The organism is Azoarcus olearius (assembly GCF_001682385.1).
GTDB classification, from domain to species: Bacteria; Pseudomonadota; Gammaproteobacteria; order Burkholderiales; family Rhodocyclaceae; genus Azoarcus; species Azoarcus olearius.
In genome coordinates this window covers 1,457,798-1,477,125 of the sequence record NZ_CP016210.1, presented here as the reverse complement: position 1 = coordinate 1,477,125, position 19,328 = coordinate 1,457,798, and the positions used below count along the sequence as shown (strand labels likewise).

12 protein-coding genes, 2 tRNA genes, 1 rRNA gene and 1 riboswitch are annotated in these 19,328 nt (G+C 65.9%); of the genes, 9 read left to right on the top strand and 6 right to left on the bottom strand.

Translation table 11 applies throughout. The annotated features are described in order from the left end of the window. Positions 1–37: 37 nt before the first annotated feature. The 3 genes from dqs_RS06910 to dqs_RS06900 all read right to left on the bottom strand — a co-directional run bounded on the left by dqs_RS06910 (position 38) and on the right by dqs_RS06900 (position 1,825). A tRNA-Ala gene (locus tag dqs_RS06910) sits at positions 38–113 on the bottom strand. A gap of 27 nt (positions 114–140) precedes the next feature. Then, a tRNA-Ile gene (locus dqs_RS06905) sits at positions 141–217 on the bottom strand. Positions 218–289: 72 nt separating this feature from the next. Beyond that, positions 290–1,825, bottom strand: a 16S ribosomal RNA gene (locus tag dqs_RS06900). A 447-nt stretch (positions 1,826–2,272) separates the two neighbouring features. Continuing rightward, a riboswitch (glycine riboswitch) is annotated at positions 2,273–2,366 on the top strand. Between the two features lie 162 nt (positions 2,367–2,528). Between dqs_RS06900 and gcvT the strand changes: the two genes are divergently transcribed. The 4 genes from gcvT (at position 2,529) to dqs_RS06880 (ending at position 8,670) form a co-directional block, all read left to right on the top strand. After that, entirely contained in the window at positions 2,529–3,620 is a 1,092-nt protein-coding gene (gene gcvT, locus dqs_RS06895; protein WP_011765020.1) for a glycine cleavage system aminomethyltransferase GcvT, read from the top strand. Between the two features lie 50 nt (positions 3,621–3,670). Continuing rightward, positions 3,671–4,054, top strand: coding sequence for a glycine cleavage system protein GcvH (gene gcvH, locus dqs_RS06890; RefSeq protein ID WP_011765019.1), 384 nt, complete (start codon positions 3,671–3,673; stop codon positions 4,052–4,054). 61 nt (positions 4,055–4,115) lie between these two features. Further along, a complete protein-coding gene (gene gcvP / locus dqs_RS06885) occupies positions 4,116–6,995 on the top strand; it encodes an aminomethyl-transferring glycine dehydrogenase (protein ID WP_065340023.1) in 2,880 nt (959 codons plus the stop codon). A 79-nt stretch (positions 6,996–7,074) separates the two neighbouring features. After that, positions 7,075–8,670 carry a glycoside hydrolase family 17 protein gene (locus dqs_RS06880; protein WP_065340022.1) on the top strand — a complete coding sequence of 532 codons (1,596 nt, stop codon included), beginning with the start codon at positions 7,075–7,077 and terminating at the stop codon, positions 8,668–8,670. Here dqs_RS06880 and dqs_RS06875 read toward each other — a convergent pair. After that, the gene (locus tag dqs_RS06875) at positions 8,614–9,006 is read right to left on the bottom strand and encodes a hypothetical protein (RefSeq protein WP_011765016.1); all 393 of its coding nucleotides are present in this window, start codon (positions 9,004–9,006) and stop codon (positions 8,614–8,616) included. The two genes, dqs_RS06880 and dqs_RS06875, sit on opposite strands and share 57 nt — an antisense overlap. Positions 9,007–9,291: 285 nt before the next feature. Between dqs_RS06875 and dqs_RS06870 the strand changes: the two genes are divergently transcribed. Beyond that, positions 9,292–11,910 (top strand): glycosyltransferase family 2 protein, encoded by a 2,619-nt coding sequence (locus dqs_RS06870; RefSeq protein ID WP_065340021.1) that lies wholly within the window; start codon positions 9,292–9,294, stop codon positions 11,908–11,910. Positions 11,911–12,068: 158 nt separating this feature from the next. On the opposite strand, the gene dqs_RS06865 is transcribed toward dqs_RS06870, so the two are convergent. Then, positions 12,069–12,995, bottom strand: coding sequence for a LysR family transcriptional regulator (locus dqs_RS06865; protein WP_065340020.1), 927 nt, complete (start codon positions 12,993–12,995; stop codon positions 12,069–12,071). Between the two features lie 99 nt (positions 12,996–13,094). On the opposite strand from dqs_RS06865, the gene dqs_RS06860 reads away from it, so the two are divergent. The 4 genes from dqs_RS06860 (at position 13,095) to dqs_RS06845 (ending at position 18,231) form a co-directional block, all read left to right on the top strand. Further along, a complete protein-coding gene (locus tag dqs_RS06860) occupies positions 13,095–13,871 on the top strand; it encodes a ferredoxin--NADP reductase (RefSeq protein ID WP_011765013.1) in 777 nt (258 codons plus the stop codon). 81 nt (positions 13,872–13,952) lie between these two features. Further along, positions 13,953–15,002 carry a cytochrome-c peroxidase gene (locus dqs_RS06855; protein ID WP_065340019.1) on the top strand — a complete coding sequence of 350 codons (1,050 nt, stop codon included), beginning with the start codon at positions 13,953–13,955 and terminating at the stop codon, positions 15,000–15,002. Then, positions 14,999–17,641, top strand: coding sequence for an EAL domain-containing protein (locus tag dqs_RS06850; protein ID WP_065340018.1), 2,643 nt, complete (start codon positions 14,999–15,001; stop codon positions 17,639–17,641). Before dqs_RS06855 ends, dqs_RS06850 begins: the two co-directional genes overlap by 4 nt. Before the next feature lie 98 nt (positions 17,642–17,739). Next, on the top strand, positions 17,740–18,231 hold the full coding sequence (locus dqs_RS06845) for a glutathione peroxidase (RefSeq protein WP_011765010.1): 492 nt from the start codon (positions 17,740–17,742) through the stop codon (positions 18,229–18,231). Positions 18,232–18,252: 21 nt separating this feature from the next. On the opposite strand, the gene dqs_RS06840 is transcribed toward dqs_RS06845, so the two are convergent. Further along, positions 18,253–19,152 (bottom strand): class I SAM-dependent methyltransferase, encoded by a 900-nt coding sequence (locus dqs_RS06840; RefSeq protein ID WP_065340017.1) that lies wholly within the window; start codon positions 19,150–19,152, stop codon positions 18,253–18,255. Positions 19,153–19,328 lie beyond the last annotated feature (176 nt).

Sequence of the window (19,328 nt, the reverse complement as noted above, 5' to 3'; positions counted from 1 at the left end):
ACTGACGTCTCGGATGAAGCACGGTACTGCGGGCGACTGGTGGAGCTGGTCGGGATCGAACCGACGACCTACGGCTTGCAAAGCCGCCGCTCTCCCAGCTGAGCTACAGCCCCTTGTCTGACTTGTGCCTGGACAAGGACTGGTGGGTCTGGTTGGGTTCGAACCAACGACCCCCGCCTTATCAAGACGGTGCTCTAACCAGCTGAGCTACAGACCCTCGTGCTTCGAGGCTCTTCGCTTGAACAACCGATAAGGTGTGGATACTTGGCCGAAGATGGCTTTTCTCTTGAAAGGAGGTGATCCAGCCGCACCTTCCGATACGGCTACCTTGTTACGACTTCACCCCAGTCATGAATCTCACCGTGGTAAGCGCCCTCCCGAAGGTTAAGCTACCTACTTCTGGTGAAACCCACTCCCATGGTGTGACGGGCGGTGTGTACAAGACCCGGGAACGTATTCACCGCAGCATGCTGATCTGCGATTACTAGCGATTCCGACTTCACGCAGTCGAGTTGCAGACTACGATCCGGACTACGATCGGCTTTAAGGGATTAGCTCCACCTCGCGGTTTGGCAACCCTCTGTACCGACCATTGTATGACGTGTGAAGCCCTACCCATAAGGGCCATGAGGACTTGACGTCATCCCCACCTTCCTCCGGTTTGTCACCGGCAGTCTCATTAAAGTGCCCAACTGAATGATGGCAATTAATGACAAGGGTTGCGCTCGTTGCGGGACTTAACCCAACATCTCACGACACGAGCTGACGACAGCCATGCAGCACCTGTGTCCTGGTTCCCGAAGGCACCCTCGGCTCTCACCAAGGTTCCAGGCATGTCAAGGGTAGGTAAGGTTTTTCGCGTTGCATCGAATTAATCCACATCATCCACCGCTTGTGCGGGTCCCCGTCAATTCCTTTGAGTTTTAACCTTGCGGCCGTACTCCCCAGGCGGTCAACTTCACGCGTTAGCTGCGTTACTCACAGAGTTACCTCTACGAACAACTAGTTGACATCGTTTAGGGCGTGGACTACCAGGGTATCTAATCCTGTTTGCTCCCCACGCTTTCGTGCATGAGCGTCAGTACAGGCCCAGGGGGCTGCCTTCGCCATCGGTGTTCCTCCACATCTCTACGCATTTCACTGCTACACGTGGAATTCCACCCCCCTCTGCCGTACTCTAGCCTTGCAGTCACAAGCGCAGTTCCCAGGTTAAGCCCGGGGATTTCACACCTGTCTTACAAAACCGCCTGCGCACGCTTTACGCCCAGTAATTCCGATTAACGCTCGCACCCTACGTATTACCGCGGCTGCTGGCACGTAGTTAGCCGGTGCTTCTTCTTACGGTACCGTCATCCACGCGGGATATTAGCCCGCGCGATTTCTTTCCGTCCGAAAGAGCTTTACAACCCGAAGGCCTTCTTCACTCACGCGGCATGGCTGGATCAGGCTTTCGCCCATTGTCCAAAATTCCCCACTGCTGCCTCCCGTAGGAGTCTGGGCCGTGTCTCAGTCCCAGTGTGGCGGATCATCCTCTCAGACCCGCTACAGATCGTCGCCTTGGTGAGCCTTTACCTCACCAACTAGCTAATCTGACATCGGCCGCTCCAATCACGTGAGGTCTTGCGATCCCCCACTTTCCCCCTCAGGGCGTATGCGGTATTAGCTACGCTTTCGCGTAGTTATCCCCCATGACTGGGCACGTTCCGATGCATTACTCACCCGTTCGCCACTCGCCGGCGGGCCGAAGCCCCCGCTGCCGTTCGACTTGCATGTGTAAAGCATGCCGCCAGCGTTCAATCTGAGCCAGGATCAAACTCTTAAGTTCAATCCATACAAAGCACTCAAAGTCATTACTGACATGAGCACCTAATCATTGCGAAACAAAACCGCCGAAGCGGCTCGCCACACAACAACCAAGCACCCACACTTATCGGTTGTTCAACTTTTTAAAGAGCGCTGCAATCGCTGCAGCAGAGAAACGAGATTATGGACACCAACAGCAAAGTCGTCAACCGGAAAATGAAGAAATTTTTGTAGCGCTCAGCGCCGCGCCTTCAACGCGACTTTCCGATGCGCTCCCTCGCCCTGGTATTCGAACCCTCACCGCGCACCCCTGCATATGTGTACACGCAACGGCCGGACAACAAGAACGCACCTGCACACGTATCTGTCGGACTGTCGCAGAGGTTCCGCAAATCAAGATGGCGCGCCACCGCCCGAGACCTCATCCAAGCCCCCGGTTGCTGGAAGCCGATAGGCGGTGATATCGTCCGCGGGTCGCGCGGGAGAGTGTTCGATGACAACATCGGACCGCCGAAGGCGTAACCCCCAGGAATCGCTCAGGCACAAGGGACCGCGCGAACGCAGTGAAAGTCTGGAGAGAGATGCGGCAATCGTATTGTGCGCATCCACCGAAGGGGCACCCGGCGATGCGCTGGAATCTCTCAGGTACAAGGGACAGATGGGGCGAAGCACGCTAGGGCGGGCTTCGCCCTTTTTTATTTTCTGATCCAAACGGAACCCTCGCGATGAACGCTCCAGCCAGACGCACGCCTCTTTATTCCTGCCACCTCGCGGCTCAGGCCCGCCTGGTTGATTTTGCGGGCTGGGAGATGCCCGTGAACTACGGTTCGCAGATCGAGGAACATCACGCAGTGCGACGCCACGCCGGCATGTTCGACGTTTCACACATGCTCGCGTTGGACCTGACCGGCCCGGACGCCACGGCGTGGCTGCGTCGCCTGCTGGCGAACGACGTCGCCAAGCTTCGCACTGCCGGCAAAGCCCTCTACGCCTGCATGCTCAATCCGACCGGCGGCGTCATCGACGACCTCATCGTCTATCGCCTGTCAGACAATCAGTACCGCATCGTCGTCAACGCCGGCACGGCCGACAAGGACGTGCAGTGGATGCGCAGACAGATCGGGGAGATGCCGGCCAACGTCACGCTCACGCCACGGCGGGACCTCGCAATGATCGCGGTGCAGGGCCCCCACGCGCGTGAGGCCAGTTGGAAGGCGTTCCCCGAGCTACGTGCCGGCAGCGAAAGCCTGCCGCCCTTCTCCGGCGCCCAACTTGGCGACTACTTCGTGGGGCGCACCGGATATACCGGCGAAGACGGCTTCGAGATCGCCGTGCCGGCCGACAAAGCCGAAGCCGCCTGGGCACAACTCCTGGCAGCAGGCGTGCAGCCCTGCGGGCTGGGAGCACGCGACACCCTGCGGCTCGAAGCGGGCATGAATCTCTACGGCCAGGACATGGACGAGAGCACTTCGCCGCTCGACACCGGCCTGGGGTGGACGATCGACCTGAAGGACGAACAGCGGGACTTCGTGGGCAAGACGGCGCTGCTTGCCGCGCCTGCAACCCGGCAGGTCCTCGGTCTCGTCCTGGAGGACAAGGGTGTTCTGCGCGCCCACATGGCCGTCTTCACCCCTGACGGTGAAGGTGAAACCACCAGCGGCACCTTCTCGCCTACGCTCCAGCGCGCCATCGCCTTCGCCCGCCTCCCGCCCGGCGTCGCGGCGGGCGACACCGTGGAAGTCGACGTGCGCGGCAAGCGCCTCAAGGCGCGCTGCGTAAAACTGCCTTTCGTACGCAATGGCAAGGCGCTGGTCTGATACCGGCCCTTGCTCAACTTCAGAAGCATTATTTGAACGGAGTCTTGTCCATGAGCACCATCCCCAACGATCTCAAGTACACCAAGTCTCACGAGTGGATCCGCCTGGAGGCGGATGGCACCCTCACCGTGGGTGTCACCGACCACGCGCAAGCCGCGCTGGGTGACGTCGTGTTTCTCGAACTGCCGGAAGCCGGCCGGGTTGTCAGCGCGGGTGAAGCCTGCGCCGTGATCGAGTCCGTCAAGGCGGCTTCCGACATCTACGCCCCCGTGGCCGGCGAAGTCATCGCGCGCAACGACAGCGTTACCGATGCCCCGGAGAGCGTGAATGCCGACGCCTACGCCGCGTGGCTGTTCAAGCTCAAGCCCGCCAACGCCGGCGACACCTCGGCGCTGCTCGACGCAGCCGGCTACGCGACCGAAATCGCCGACTGATCCACCGCCTCAACTGCCTTCCGCGCGGCACGCGTGGAAGGCCGCCTCTCCCGAGTACCCCATGCCCCAGACGCTGCTCTCCGCCCCGCTCGCCCAGCTCGAACAACGCGACGCCTTCATCCACCGGCACCTCGGCCCCAACCCGGACGAGATCGCCCGCATGTGTGCGGCGATCGGGGTTCCGGACATCGACACGCTGATTGCACAGACCGTCCCCGCCTCGATCCGGCTGCCGCAAGCGCTGCCGCTGGCGGGACCGCGTCCGGAGCACGAAGCGCTGGAACTGCTGCGCGGCCTTGCCGAGCGCAATGCGGTGAAGAAATCCATGATCGGCATGGGCTACTACGGCACCCACACGCCGGCGGTAATCCTGCGCAACGTGATGGAAAACCCGGGCTGGTACACCGCCTACACCCCTTACCAGGCCGAGATTGCCCAAGGGCGCCTGGAAGCCCTGCTCAATTTCCAGCAGATGGTCATCGACCTCACCGGGCTGGAACTTGCCAACGCCTCGCTGCTGGACGAAGCCACCGCCGCCGCGGAGGCGATGGCGATGGCACGTCGCGTGTCCAAGTCGAAGTCGAACGCGTTCTTCGTCGATGCCGCCTGTTTTCCGCAGACTCTCGACGTCGTGCGTACCCGCGCCGAGTATTTCGGTTTCAACCTCGTGTTAGGCGATGCCGCTGAGGCGGCCGAGCACGACGTGTTCGGTGCACTGCTGCAGTACCCCAATGTCCACGGCACCGTAGGCGATCTCGGCGCGGTGATCGCGGCACTCAAGGGCCGCGGCGCGATCACCGCCCTTGCGACGGACCTGATGGCGCTGGTGCTGCTGAAGTCCCCCGGCGCAATGGGCGCGGACATCGCGCTCGGCTCGGCCCAGCGCTTTGGCGTACCGATGGGATTCGGCGGCCCGCATGCGGCCTTCTTCGCGACACGTGAAGCCTATGTCCGCTCGATGCCCGGCCGCATCATCGGCGTCTCGCGCGATGCTCGCGGCAAGACCGCACTGCGCATGACCCTGCAGACGCGCGAACAGCATATCCGGCGCGAAAAGGCGAACTCCAACATCTGCACCTCGCAGGTGCTGCTCGCCAACATGGCGGGTTTCTATGCCGTCTATCACGGCCCGCAGGGCTTGCGCACGATTGCCGCGCGCATTCATCGCCTCGCCGCGCTGCTCGACGCCGGTCTGCGCGCCGCCGGTTTCGCGGTGCGCTCGTCCGCCTACTTCGACACCCTGGAGGTCGACGCCGGCGAGCGCGCAGCGGCGATCCTATCCGCGGCCGACCAAGCGGGTTTCAACCTGCGCGACGCCGGCCACGGCCGCATTGGCCTGTCGGTGGACGAGACCACTACCCGCGCGAACATCGCGGCAGTGCTCGCCTGCTTCGGCGCCAACGTCGACCTCGAGACCCTGACGCCTGCCTCGCCCCTTCCTGCGGGCCTGCTGCGCGACGACGCGATCCTGGCGCACCCGGTGTTCAACACCCATCACACCGAGCACGAGATGCTGCGCTATCTGAAGAAGCTGCAGAACCGTGACCTCGCGCTGGACCATTCGATGATCTCGCTGGGCTCGTGCACGATGAAGCTCAACGCCACCAGCGAGATGATCCCGGTCACCTGGCCGGCATTTGCCAACCTGCATCCGTTTGCGCCGCCCGCGCAAACCCAGGGCTACATGGCGATGATCGACGGCCTGGCCGACTACCTGAAGGCCGTCACTGGTTTCGATGCGATCTGCATGCAGCCCAACTCGGGCGCGCAAGGCGAATACGCCGGCTTGGTGGCGATCCGCCGTTACCACGCCAGTCGCGGCGAAGCCCATCGCGACGTATGCCTCATCCCGCGTTCGGCCCACGGCACCAACCCCGCCACCGCGCAGATGTGCGGCATGGAGGTGGTGGTGGTCGATTGCGACGGTAGCGGCAACGTCGATCTCGAAAACCTCCAGAGCAAGGCCGCGCAGTACGCCGACCGCCTCGCCGCGATGATGATCACCTATCCGTCCACCCACGGCGTGTTCGAGGAGAACATCCGCGAAATCTGCGCCGCGGTGCACGCCCACGGCGGCCAGGTGTACATGGACGGCGCCAACCTCAACGCCCAGGTCGGCCTGACCTCGCCCGCCATCATTGGCGCCGACGTGTCGCACATGAACCTTCACAAGACCTTCTGCATCCCCCATGGCGGCGGCGGGCCGGGCATGGGGCCGATCGGGCTCAAGGCCCATCTCGCGCCCTTCATGGCGGACCACGCGGTGGCTGCCACCGGCGACGCGGAGCGGGTCAACAAGGGCCAGGGCGCTGTTTCCGCGGCACCGTTCGGCTCGGCCAGCATCCTGCCGATCTCCTGGATGTACATCACGATGATGGGCGGCGAGGGGCTCAAGCGTGCGACCGAAGTCGCCATCCTCAACGCCAACTATCTCGCCAGCCGGCTGGCGCCTCATTACCCGGTGCTGTACACCGGCAGCCGTGGCCGCGTCGCCCACGAGTGCATTCTCGACATCCGTCCGATCAAGGCGGCAACCGGGATCAGCGAGGTCGACATCGCGAAGCGCCTGATGGACTACGGTTTCCACGCCCCGACGATGTCCTTCCCGGTGGCGGGCACGATCATGGTGGAACCGACCGAATCCGAAGACCTCGCCGAACTCGACCGTTTCATCGAGGCCATGGTGGCGATCCGCGGCGAAATCCTGCGGATCGAGCGCGGCGAATGGCCGGCCGACGACAACCCCTTGCGCAACGCGCCCCACACCCAAGGCGAAATCGCCGCGGCGCAATGGGAGCGGCCCTACAGCCGCGAGCAGGCGGTCTTTCCGCTACCCTGGGTCGCGGACAACAAGTTCTGGCCCAGCGTCAATCGCATCGACGACGTCTATGGCGACCGCAACCTGTTCTGCGCCTGCGTGCCGATGGAGGCCTACAGCTGAGTCCGGGTAGAATGCCCGCGCTTCATACGAAGCCACGCCGCGTGCGTGGCTTTTTTTCGCATCCGCCTTACGAGACGCCATGTCCCGACGCTCCCCCTGGGCCGCCCTGCTGGCGGTCCACCTGATCGCGCTGGCCGCCCTGGTCGCGTGGCTCGCCCTTCAATCCCGCCCGGTGCAGATGCACGACCTGCAACTGGCGGACGGAGAAAAACTGAAGTGCGTCTCCTATGCCCCTTACCACTTTCCCGGCCAGACGCCATTCGACAAGGATCTGCGGATCACGCGCGAGCAGATCGCCGCCGATCTCGCCGCGCTCTCGCGCATCACCCGGTGCGTCCGGCTCTACTCGGTGGACCAGGGGCTGGACCAGGTGCCCTCCGTCGCCCGGGAGATCGGCCTGAAGGTGCTGCTCGGGGCCTGGATCGGCTATGACCGCAAGAAGAACGCCGCCGAACTCGACCACGCGATCGCAATCGCCAATGAGTACCCGGACGTGGTGCGCGCGCTCATCGTCGGCAACGAGGTGCTGCTGCGCCGCGAGCGCAGCGAGGACGAAATGCGGGCGCTGATCCGCGACGCCAAGTCGAAGTCGCAGGTGCCGGTCACCTATGCCGACGTGTGGGAGTTCTGGATGCGGCACGACAGCCTCGCGCGCGAGGTCGATTTCGTCACCGTGCACATCCTGCCGTTCTGGGAAGACGAGCCGGTCGACATCCAGCACGCGCTGCAACACGTCGCCGCGATCCACGAAGAAGTGCAGACCCATTTCGGCAAGGCCATCCTGATCGGCGAGACCGGGTGGCCGAGCGAAGGCCGCCAGCGCGAAGTCTCCCGCCCCTCTCCCGCCAACCAGGCCCGCTACATCCGCGAGTTCGTCCACCAGGCGCACGACCGGGGCTGGGACTACAACCTGATCGAAGCGATCGACCAACCGTGGAAACGGCGCCTGGAAGGCACTGTGGGCGGTTACTGGGGCATGCTGGACGCCGACCTGAAGCCCAAGTTTCCGCTCGCGGGGCCGGTCGCCGACCGGACGTCGATGCAACTGCCACTGCTTGGCGCCGCGCTCGGCGCGGCCCTGGCTGCGGCGGTTGCGCTGGCGCGGCGCGGAGCGGGCGGCCGGCTACGGGTGGCGGCCTGCGTCAGCATCGGGGCGGTGGGCGGCATGCTCGCGGTGCTCAACTGGGAGCACGGCCGTGTCGCCTACCGGGATGAACTGGAGTGGATACTGCTGGGCGGGCTGACGGCGCTCGCGGCCACGCTCGCCGCGCTGGTATCAGCCTGGGACGGGGTGATGCTGCCCGGCGCCCGCAGCGCATGGCGCGATCTGCGCCACGGCTGGGCACCGACGCCGGCACGCCTGCTGGCCCTCGCGCGCGGCACGCTGGTGTTTGCCGCCGCGGTGGCCGCGCTGCTGCTCTTCGTCGACGCGCGCTATCGGGATTTTCCGACGCTGCTCTATCTGACGCCTGCGCTGATCTTCGGCACCCTGGCCGCACTCGGCCGCGGCGCCGCGCGTGCCGAACGGATCTGCGCGGCGATCATCGTGCTGTGCGGCATCGGCCGCTGGCTGCCGGAGCCGGCCAATCCGCAGGCCATCGCCTGGCTGGCGACGACCCTAGCCCTGGGCCTGCCGCTGATGCTCGCCCGCGGTGAGCACCAGCAGGGCGAGTAGCGCGCCCACGGCGGCGTAGTCGTAGTTGTAGAGGACGAGCCCCGCGAGCCCGGCAAGCCAGCCGGGCCACGCCAGACGGCGGCAGGTCAGGGCAAACCCCAGCCCGCCGCAGACCAGGCTGAAGATGCCGAGCCGCTGTTCATGGAACAACTGCACCAGTGCCCACTTCAGCGCGCAGGCGGCGCCTGCGCCCTGGGCCTCCGGTACGGTGCAATCGCGCGGCAGCACGCCGTTCTCGATCAAGCCGTAGCGCGCACCCAGCGCCAGCGCGAGCACGAGGGCGCCGCCCAGCACCACCGGCCACCAGCCATATTTCTGCGAATTATTCCGACTCACGTAGCTTTTCCCTTACAAATCAAATCGCGCCCGAAAGCAAAATGCACTGTTGCAAATTCCGTTTCAGGCATTCTCGTAACAGCCTGAAATAACGCATAAAATGCTTGTTGTGCCGATTCGGCGACGCGGTCGCGGATTCTGTCACAGCACAAAGGAGCATGGAAATTCAGCATCAGGCCCCACGCAGTGTGCGCGCTTGCCACACTGCCTCGTAAGACGCGATTTTCCGCACCGACTCCGCGAGCCCACCGCTCGTAACCCTCCCTGATCGGACCTCTCCTCCCGATGAAGAATGCAGCATCCCTTGCCTACCGAATGACGATCGCGCTGGCCGTCGCCAGCCTGGTGGCACTTGCCCAGTACTGGATCTGGGAACACTTCAATCGCGGTTCCGAATTCATCGGCGCAAGCCAGAGCATCAAGGGCTTCGCCTACAACGGCTTCCAGCGCGACCAGAGCCCGCTGCGCGGCACCTATCCCACCGACGCCCAGATCGGCGCCGACCTCGACCTGCTCGCGCGCTCGGCCGACGGCCTGCGCACCTACGGCGTCAACGACCTGCCGGGCCTGCTCGAACTGGCCGGCCAGCGCGACATGCTGGTCACCGCCGGGGCGTGGCTGGACACCGACAAGGAAAAGAACGAGAAGGAAATCAACGCGCTGCTCGAAGTCGCCCGCAAGCAGCGCTACATCGAACGCGTACTGGTCGGCAACGAGGCCATCCTGCGCGGCGACCTCAAGCCCGACGAGATGATCGTTTATCTCGACCGCGTGCGTAAGTCGCTGCGCAAGCCGGTGTCCACTGCCGAACCCTGGCACGTGTGGCTGAAGTACCCCGAACTGGCCAAGCACGTCGATTACATTACCGTGCACCTGCTGCCTTACCACGAAGGCGTGCCGGTCGAGGCCGCGGTGGAGTACGCCCTGCAGCGTTACGACGAACTGGTGAAGACTTTCCCCAAGAAAAAGATCGTCATCGGCGAAATCGGCTGGCCGAGCCGCGGCCCGGTCATCGGGGCGGCCGAGCCTACGCTCGACAATGAAGCGCGCTTCATCCGCGAGTTCCTCGCCCACCCCCGCACCGCGCGACTCGACTACTTCCTGATGGAGGCGATCGACCAGCCCTGGAAGGTCGATGTGGAAGGTTGGGCCGGCGCCTACTGGGGCATGTTCAACGCAGACCGCCAGCCCAAGTTCGCGCTCGAAGGCTTGGTCGAGCGCGATCCGCACTGGGCCAAGAAGGCCAGCAATGCCGCCGCGCTCGCCTTCATCCCGATGCTGCTGATCGCCTTCTTCCTGTCCGACTGGAACATCGCCGGCCGCATCTTCCTCGCGGGGCTGATCCAGGCCTGCGTCTCGACGCTGATCGTCAGCCTCAACGTACCGGTCGACTACTACCTCACCCAGCGCGACCTGGTGGGCCTGACGATGCTGATCGCCGCGACCTGCCTCACCGCGGCGGTGCTGCTGTCGCACGGCTTCGAGTTCGGCGAGATGCTGTTCAAGCGCAAGTGGCAGCGCCGCTTCATGCCGCTGCCGCCGCACGCACCCGAAGACCAGCCCTTCGTGTCGATCCACCTCGCCTGTCACAACGAGCCGCCGGAGATGGTGATCGCCACCATCGACAGCCTGGCCAAGCTCAACTACCAGAACTTCGAAGTCCTCATCCTCGACAACAACACCAAGGATGACGCCAAGTGGAGGCCGCTGGAGGCGCGCTGCGCCGAACTCGGCCCGCGCTTCCGCTTCTTCCACCTGATGGACTGGCCGGGCTTCAAGGCCGGGGCGCTCAACTACGGCCTGCAGGTCACCGACCCGCGCGCCGAGGTGGTCGGGGTGGTGGATGCCGACTATGTGGTCGATCCGGACTGGCTGGCGGTGCTGATCCCGCACTTCGACAAGCCCGACGTGGCCGTGGTGCAGGCGCCGCAGGCCCACCGCGACTGGGAAACCCACCCCTTCCGCCGCATGTGCAACTGGGAGTTCGACGGCTTCTTCCGCATCGGCATGCACCACCGCAACGAGCGCAACGCGCTGATCCAGCACGGCACGATGACGCTGGTGCGCCGCCTCGCGCTCGAAGAAGTCGGCGGCTGGTCGGAGTGGTGCATCTGCGAAGACACCGAACTCGGCCTGCGCCTGATCGAAAAGGGCTACGACACCCGCTACGTGGACCACATCCTCGGCCGCGGCCTCACGCCGTCCGACTTCGCCGCGATCAAGAGCCAGCGCTTCCGCTGGGCCTTCGGCGCAATGCAGATCCTCAAGGCGCATCTGCCACAGATGGTCGGCAAGAGCACGCTCAATCTCGCCCAGCGCTATCACTTCCTCACCGGCTGGTTCGCCTGGCTGGGCGACGCGCTGCAACTGGTGTTCGCCTTCGGCAGCCTGCTGTGGACGCTGGGCATCCTGCTGTTCCCCAAGGCCTTCGGCCTGCCCGTGACGGCACTTGCGCTACCCATTCTCGGCTTCATGGCCTTCAAGGCGGCGCTCGGCCCCATCCTCTACCGGCGCACGATGGAGTGCCCGTGGAAGGACATTCTCGGCGCCTCCATCCTGTCGGTCGGCCTCGCCCACGCCATCGCACGCGGCGTGTTCACCGGCCTGGTGAAGCGAAAGGGCGTCTTCGTCGTGACCCCCAAGGGCTGGAAGGCCAAGGGCGCGCTGGCGTTCTTCGGCCCGATCCGCGAGGAACTCGGCATGCTGTTCGCGTTGATCCTGGGTGCGGTGGCGCTGGTTACGCTGCGCGGCGCAAACGACCTCGAAACCCAGTTGTGGGTCGGCATCCTGGCCTTGCAGTGCATTCCCTATGTGGCCGCCATCGCCTGCCAGATCGCGGCCTACATGCCGGAACGCCCTGCCGCGCTGCCCGCCGGAGTCAAGACGCTGGGCGCAGCAGGCTGAACGTCCCTTGCCCCGCGCTCAAGAACGCCATGTCACCGACATGGCGTTTTTTTTGCCCTGGCTGCGCCCGCCACACGCACTGGAACAGGCGGTGTCGCGGCGAAAACGCCCCCACCGCGACGCGTCGGCCTGGTCGGCACGAAACCGCGGCAAGCGCTTCAGGGCACGGCCGGCAACGGAATCTCGTGACTGAAGCCAGCCCCGCCAGTGAGCGCCCGGCAATCGTCCAGAAAGGTGCGGATCGCCGCAGTGTGGTACTTGCCGCGATGCCACACGAAAAGGAATTTGCGCCGCAGGTCGAGGTCCGGCGTTTCGATCCGCACGAGGCTGCCGCGCCGGAAGGCGTCGCGCAGCGCCAGCCGCGAGATGCAGCCGATCCCCAGCCCGCTCTCCACCGCGCGCTTCACCGCTTCGGTGTGTTCGAGTTCCAGCCGAGGGACGATCGCCTTGGTCTGGTGGCGTAACGCCTGCTCCAGCGTCTGGCGCGTGCCCGATCCGCGTTCGCGCAGGATCCACGGCTCCCCGGCGAGTTCCTCCCAGCGCGCCTTTCCGCGCTGCGCCAGCGGATGGGTCGGCGCGCAAAAGACCGACAACTCGTCGCCCACCCATTCGGCCACCTCCACGTCCGGGTCGTCCACCCGCCCCTCGACCAACCCGAAGTCGATCTCGTAGCGCGCCACCTTGGCCACCACGCTCTCGGTGTTCTCCACCAGAAGATGGACGCGGCTCTCCGGGTGGCGCTGCAGGAACCCCGCCGCAATCAGCGGCAGCAGGTAGTTGCCGATCGTCAGCGTGGCGCCGATGCGCAAATCGCCCAACCCGCGCTCGCCGCGCAGCAGCGCCTCGATCTCCTGCGCGCGATCGAGGAATTCCACCGCGCGCGGCAACAGCAGCCGGCCGCGTTCATTGAGCCGCAGCCGCCGCCCGCTGCGGTCGAACAACTGCTGCTCGAACTGGTGCTCCAGCTCGGCGAGCGCCGCGCTGGTGGCGGACTGAGACAGGTTCATCATCTCGGCGGCACGCGAAACGTTCTCGCCGCGAGCCACGGACACGAAGACTTCGAGCTGGCGCAAAGTGAATCGCATATCTATTATCCAGATAACTCTTATCTGAATTATCCGCTTAATCGCTAAAAGACACTCATTAGAATCGCGCTCAATCCCTTTTCCGCCCCCGGAGCCGGCATGAGCAACCTCAACGAAGAACGCGTCCTCAGCGTTCACCACTGGAACGATTCGCTGTTCAGCTTCCGCACCACCCGCAATCCCGGGCTGCGTTTCGAAAACGGGCAGTTCGTGATGATCGGGCTGGAAGTCGATGGCCGCCCGCTGACCCGCGCGTACAGCATCGCCAGCCCCAACTACGAGGAGCACCTGGAGTTCTTCAGCATCAAGGTGCCCGACGGCCCGCTTACCTCGCGCCTGCAGCATCTGCGCGAAGGTGACCCGATCGTGATCAGCAAGAAGCCCACCGGCACCCTGGTGCTGCACGATCTCAACCCGGGCAAGCACCTGTACCTGCTCTCCACCGGCACCGGTCTCGCGCCCTTCATGAGCGTGATCCAGGACCCCGAAACCTACGAGCGCTTCGAGAAGGTGGTGCTGATCCACGGTGTGCGCTACGTCTCCGAACTCGCCTACACCGACTTCCTGACCCGGCATCTGCCGGACAACGAGTTCTTTGGCGATGCCGTGCGCGAGAAGCTGATCTACTACCCCACGGTGACCCGCGAACCCTTCCGCAACCAGGGCCGCCTCACCGCGCTGCTCGACTCGGGCAAGCTCAATGCCGACATCGGCCTGCCCCCGCTCGACCCCGCGACCGACCGCGCGATGATCTGCGGCAGCCCCGCGATGCTGCAGGATTGCTGCGACCTCCTCGACAGCCGCGGCTTCAAGATCTCGCCCCGCATCGGCGAGCCCGGTGATTACGTGATCGAGCGCGCCTTCGTCGAAAAGTAAGCCCGCCGGCCGTCGCGCGGGGGCGTGCGGCGGCCGCAAGTCTTGACGCGGCTCAAAACCCTGTTTTCAGCCAGGGTTAAGATGCCGCCGGTGAAACGCCGCGCCCTCCACCTGTCGATCATCGGTTTGCTCGCACTGCTGGCGGTCGCGCTGGTGGGGCTCGCCTGGCACGACCCGCTGCCGGAACTTGCCGCCAGTCCCACGCCTGCAACCGCCATACCCAGCAACGAACCGCTGCTGCCGCTGCCACCCAGGCAGCCGCCTGCGCATCCGGCGCGGGTCGCGCTCGGCCAGCGCCTGTTCCACGAACCGCTGCTGTCGCGCGACCGCACGCTGGCCTGCGCCAGCTGCCACAACCTCAGCCTCGGCGGCACCGACCGCCGGCCGCGCTCCATCGGCACCGGCGGCGCCCTCGGTCAGCTCAACTCGCCCTCCGTCCTCAACGTCGCGCTCAACTTCGCTCAGTTCTGGGACGGCCGCGCGGAAACCCTGGAGGCACAGGTCGCCGGGCCGCTCCACAACCCGGTCGAAATGGCATCGAACTGGGCTGAAGCGATCTCCCGCCTGCGCGCCCAGCCCGAATACCGCCAGGCCTTCGCGCTCGCGTACGCCGGTGAAGGCATCAGCGAAACCACCATCGCCGACGCACTCGCCAGCTTCGAGCGCAGCCTGCTGCCCGTCGATTCACCCTTCGACCGCTACCTGCGCGGCGACCGCGACGCGATCGACCCCGACGCGCGCGAGGGCTACACCCGCTTCAAGGCGCTCGGCTGCGCCAGCTGCCACCAGGGCGCCGGCATCGGTGGCAACATGTTCCAGCGCTTCGGTGTGATGGGCGACTACTTCGGCGCCCGCGGCGACATCACCGTGGCGGATCTCGGCCGCTACAACGTGACCGGGCGCGATGCCGACCGCCACGTCTTCAAGGTGCCCAGCCTGCGCAACGTAGCGCTGACCGCCCCGTACTTCCACGACGGCAATGCCGCCACGCTCGACGAGGCGGTCGCAATCATGGGGCGCTACCAGCTCGGCCTCGAACTCAGCGCGGAAGACCGCCGCCTGATCATCGCCTTCCTCGACACTCTCACCGGCCAGCCGCCGGCGCTTGCACCGGCTGAGCCCCGCCGATGATTCAGCCCTTGCCCGCACCCAACCCCTTCGCCGGCCTCGCGCGCTGGCCGCTGCTGCGCGCCGCGCTGCTGATGCTGGCCGCGACGCTGCTGCTCGGCTGGCTGTTCCGCCAGGCCGACACGCTCACGTCGCCAGAACCCCAGCACTACGGGCGCGAACTGCGGCGCCTGCTCAACATCGACGCCGAACTCGACACCGCAGTCCTCGCCAGCGGCGAAGGCCTGCAGCGCGACTTCGACGGCATCACCACCAGCATGCGCGAGTTCACCGAACTGGGCGCGAGCGTCGCCACAGTGCCGGCCTTCCTGGGCGAGGCGGACCGCCGCCGGCTGGGCGCGGAGATCGCCGCGCTACGCGCGGTCGTGGCCGAAAAGGCCGAACTGGTCGACCGCTTCAAGCGTGAGACCTCGGTGCTGCGCAACTCCCTCGCCTACTTTCCCGCTGCCACGGACCGGCTGATCGAGGAAGGCATGCTGCCGCCCGCGGTGTCGCGCCAGACCGGGATCGTCGCGCGCAACGTGATGGGCTTCGTGCTCGACGCCCAGCCGATGCGCGCTGCGGAAATGTGGGAACGGCTGGACCAGCTCGCCATCGTCGCTTTGACGCTGCCTCCGGCACAGCGCGAGCGGGTGGTCAACCTCATCGCCCACGGCCGCATCATCCTCGACCGCAAGCCGGTGCTCGACACCATCACCCGCGACATCCTCGCGCTGCCCACCGGCGCGCGCGCCGAGAGCGTGATCCACGCCTATGTCGACGGCTATCAGCACGCGACCGACCGCGCCCACACCTACCGCGTGCTGCTGTTCGTGGTCGCGCTCGGGCTGGCGGGCTACCTGATGATCGCCATCCTGCGGTTGCAGCGCACCTCGCTGGCGCTGGCCGGGGCCAACGAACACCTGGAAGAGCGCATCCAGACACTGCGGCTGACCGAGTCCGAACTGCACCTCTACGCCAACGTATTCACCAACGCCAGCGAAGGCATGGCGATCACCGACGCGCAGGCCCGCATCGTCGCGGTCAATCCCGCCTTCACCGATATCACGGGTTACTCGATCGAGGAAATCCACGGCAGGACGCCCGCGGTTCTCGCGTCGGGCCGCCAGGACGCCGCCTTCTACCGCGAGATGTGGGCCACGCTGGGCAAGCGCGGCCAATGGCAGGGCGAGATCTGGAACCGTCGCCGCAGCGGCGAGATTTATCCGGAGTGGCTGTCGATCACCGCGATTACCGAAGGCGACGGCAGCGTCAGCCACTACATCGGCATTTTCTCGGACATCACCGACCGCAAGGAATCGGAAGCCCGCATCCGCCACCTCGCCCACCACGACGCGCTCACCGGGCTTCCCAACCGGCTCTTGCTGCAGGACCGTCTCGGCCAGGCCATCCTGAAGGCACGGCGCAACAGCACACAGGCGGCGGTGCTGTTTCTCGACCTCGACCGCTTCAAGACCATCAACGACACCCTTGGCCACGAGATCGGCGACGGCCTGCTGCGCCAGGTCACGCAGCGCTGCCTCGGCGCGGTGCGCGAAACCGACACCGTGGCGCGCCAGGGCGGCGACGAGTTCGTCATCGTGCTGCCCGACCTCGAGCACGGCCAGGACGCCGGCACGATCGCGCGCAAGATCCTCGCCGCGCTCACCGAACCCTGCCGCCTCGGCCCGCACGAACTGACGGTCACCGGCAGCATTGGCATCGCGCTGTACCCGGGCGACGGCGCCGACCCCTCGATGCTGCTGCGCAATGCCGACGCCGCGATGTACCGCGCCAAGGCGGACGGCCGCAACGGCTTCCAGTTCTACGCGGCGGACATGAATACCCATTCGCTCGGCGAGCTGCTGCTGGAACACCAGTTGCGCGGCGCGCTCGACCGTAACGAGCTGCGCCTGTACTTCCAGCCCAAGGTCAATGCCGCGGACGGCTGCATCGAAGGCTGCGAGGCGCTGCTGCGTTGGCAGCACCCGGATCTCGGCCTGCTCGCCCCCGGCCGCTTCGTGCCGGCGGCCGAAGAATCCGGGCTGATCGTGCCGATCGGCGAATGGGTGCTGCGTGAGGCCTGCCGCCAGCTGCGCGCCTGGATCGACGCCGGGCTTGCGCCGGTGCCGGTCGCGGTCAATCTCTCCGGCCAGCAGTTCGCCCATCAGGACATCGTCGCGCTGGTACGCGAGGCGCTGGCCGAACACCGCCTGCCGGCACCGATGCTCGAACTCGAGCTGACCGAAACCATGCTGATGCGCGACCTCGAACGCACCATCGCCACGCTGGCCGAATTGCGCGCGATGGGCGTCACGCTGGCGATCGACGATTTCGGCACCGGCTACTCCTCGCTCGCCTACCTGCGCCAGTTCGACGTCAACGCGCTCAAGATCGACCGCAGCTTCGTGCACGACATCCGCCCCGGCAGCAGCGACGGCAAGATCGCCACCGCGGTCATCGCGCTGGCGCACAACCTGGGGCTCACGGTCACCGCCGAGGGCGTGGAAACCGCCGCGCAGCAGCACTTCCTGGCCCGGCACGGCTGCGACCAGCTGCAGGGCTTCCTGTTCGGCCAGCCCGAACCGGCCGAAGCCTTCGCCCAGCGGCTGGCCGACGACGACCGCCGCGCGCCCCACGTCCGCCTCGTTTCCGCCCACTGACGGCCGTCTCCTCCCGCCCCGGGCAAGGCCGCGGGCACTATCCTGTGCGGCGCGATCAAACACAGGCCGCGGCCGCGTGCCGCACCACGGAGACTGCCATGACGACCCCGCTCTACGACATCCCCCTGCAACGCCTGGACGGCAGCGCCGCCACGCTCGCCGACTACGCCGGCAAGGTGCTGCTGATCGTCAATACCGCCAGCCAGTGCGGCTTCACGCCGCAGTACGCGGGGCTGGAGATGCTCTACCGCAACTACAAGGACCGCGGCCTCGTGGTGCTCGGCTTTCCGTGCAACCAGTTCGGCGCACAGGAGCCGGGCGACGCCAGCGAGATCGCCGACTTCTGCGAACGCAACTACGGCGTCAGCTTCCCGATGTTCGCCAAGCTCGACGTCAATGGCGACAACGCCCATCCCCTGTACGTGGCGCTGAAGCAGCAAGCGCCGGGTGTGCTGGGCACCGAAGCGATCAAGTGGAACTTCACCAAGTTCCTCGTCGACCGCCACGGCGAGGTGATCGAACGCTACGCCCCCACCACCACGCCGCAGGATCTCGCGGGCGATATCGAAGCCCAGCTCGCGCGGGCCTGAGCGCCGCGTCGGCAGGTCCGCCTAGCGGCCCCGGTGCCACGGCCACCAGGGCCGGTAGGCCAGCGGAAAGCCACCGTGGCCGAAGAAGCGCGCGAGATCGCGCAGTTCGAAGCGCTGGCGCGGCGACAGCGCAAGATAGAGCGCGCGCGCCGCCGCCCGGCTTTCGCGCCGCAGCCGGTTGGGCTGACGGCTGCGGATGGCGACCAGGAAAGGGACCAGAAAGGTTCGCCGCACCCGCACCGCCGCGCCCAGAACCCGGGCTGCCGCCTGCAGTTCGGCGAGGCTGAAAGCCGCGCGCAGCGAGTGGTGGTAATCGGTGGTGAAGAGTTGGGGTTGGCTGGCGGCGCGTTCGTGGGCGAAAAAGTGCTGCCCGGCCGCGCGGCGCAGGCGGCCGAAATCCACCAGATACACCCCGCCGCCCGGCCGGAGCACGCGCTTCACTTCCGCCAGGGTCGCCGCTAACGCGCCGAAATCGGTCAGGTGATGCAGCGACATCGTCGAGATCACCGCGTCCACACTGGCATCCGGGATATCCGCCAGCACCTGCATCTGCGCCTCGCGCAGCGTCACGTTGCCCACGTCGCAGCGCGCCAGCGTTTCACGCGCCAGCGCCAGCATCGCGGGCGACGCATCGACGCCGATGAAGCGTGCGTCGGGGTTCAGCCGCGCCACCTGCACCAGCTGGTTGGCGGGCCCGCAGCCGAGGTCCAGCACCGTGCCGCCGGCCGGAATCACGGCGCTGGCCTGGATCGCGTGATAGACATAGGTGTGCGCCAGCATGCCGTCCTCGCGCCCCGCACGCATGAAGGCCTCGGCCGCGGCCGGGTCGTCCATCACCAGCGCCGGCTCCGGCACCCGCGGCTGCTCGCCGCGCGCGACGAGATCGAGGAAGAGGTTGAGCAGCAGGGCTGGGCTGGGCATGGCGCGGGGGAAATTCGGAAAGTGCGGATTATCGGTGCGAACCGCCGCTTTGGTACGACGCGCCCCCTTCAAGGGGGTGAGAACGGGGTTTCGGCGGGCGGTGTCCGCCGCCTGGGTAGCATCGCGGCGAAGCCGGTACTCCTGGCCTGGGACTCAAGTTCCTCCCCCTTCAAGGG

Excerpts from the sequence above, each read along its gene's own strand:
- dqs_RS06865 (WP_065340020.1), bottom strand. The coding sequence starts at position 12,995 with ATGCGATTCACTTTGCGCCAGCTCGAAGTCTTCGTGTCCGTGGCTCGC.
- dqs_RS06855 (WP_065340019.1), top strand. The coding sequence starts at position 13,953 with ATGCCGCCGGTGAAACGCCGCGCCCTCCACCTGTCGATCATCGGTTTG.
- dqs_RS06850 (WP_065340018.1), top strand. The coding sequence starts at position 14,999 with ATGATTCAGCCCTTGCCCGCACCCAACCCCTTCGCCGGCCTCGCGCGC.
- gcvP (WP_065340023.1), top strand. The coding sequence starts at position 4,116 with ATGCCCCAGACGCTGCTCTCCGCCCCGCTCGCCCAGCTCGAACAACGC.
- dqs_RS06860 (WP_011765013.1), top strand. The coding sequence starts at position 13,095 with ATGAGCAACCTCAACGAAGAACGCGTCCTCAGCGTTCACCACTGGAAC.
- dqs_RS06880 (WP_065340022.1), top strand. The coding sequence starts at position 7,075 with ATGTCCCGACGCTCCCCCTGGGCCGCCCTGCTGGCGGTCCACCTGATC.
- dqs_RS06870 (WP_065340021.1), top strand. The coding sequence starts at position 9,292 with ATGAAGAATGCAGCATCCCTTGCCTACCGAATGACGATCGCGCTGGCC.
- dqs_RS06845 (WP_011765010.1), top strand. The coding sequence starts at position 17,740 with ATGACGACCCCGCTCTACGACATCCCCCTGCAACGCCTGGACGGCAGC.
- gcvT (WP_011765020.1), top strand. The coding sequence starts at position 2,529 with ATGAACGCTCCAGCCAGACGCACGCCTCTTTATTCCTGCCACCTCGCG.
- dqs_RS06840 (WP_065340017.1), bottom strand. The coding sequence starts at position 19,152 with ATGCCCAGCCCAGCCCTGCTGCTCAACCTCTTCCTCGATCTCGTCGCG.
- gcvH (WP_011765019.1), top strand. The coding sequence starts at position 3,671 with ATGAGCACCATCCCCAACGATCTCAAGTACACCAAGTCTCACGAGTGG.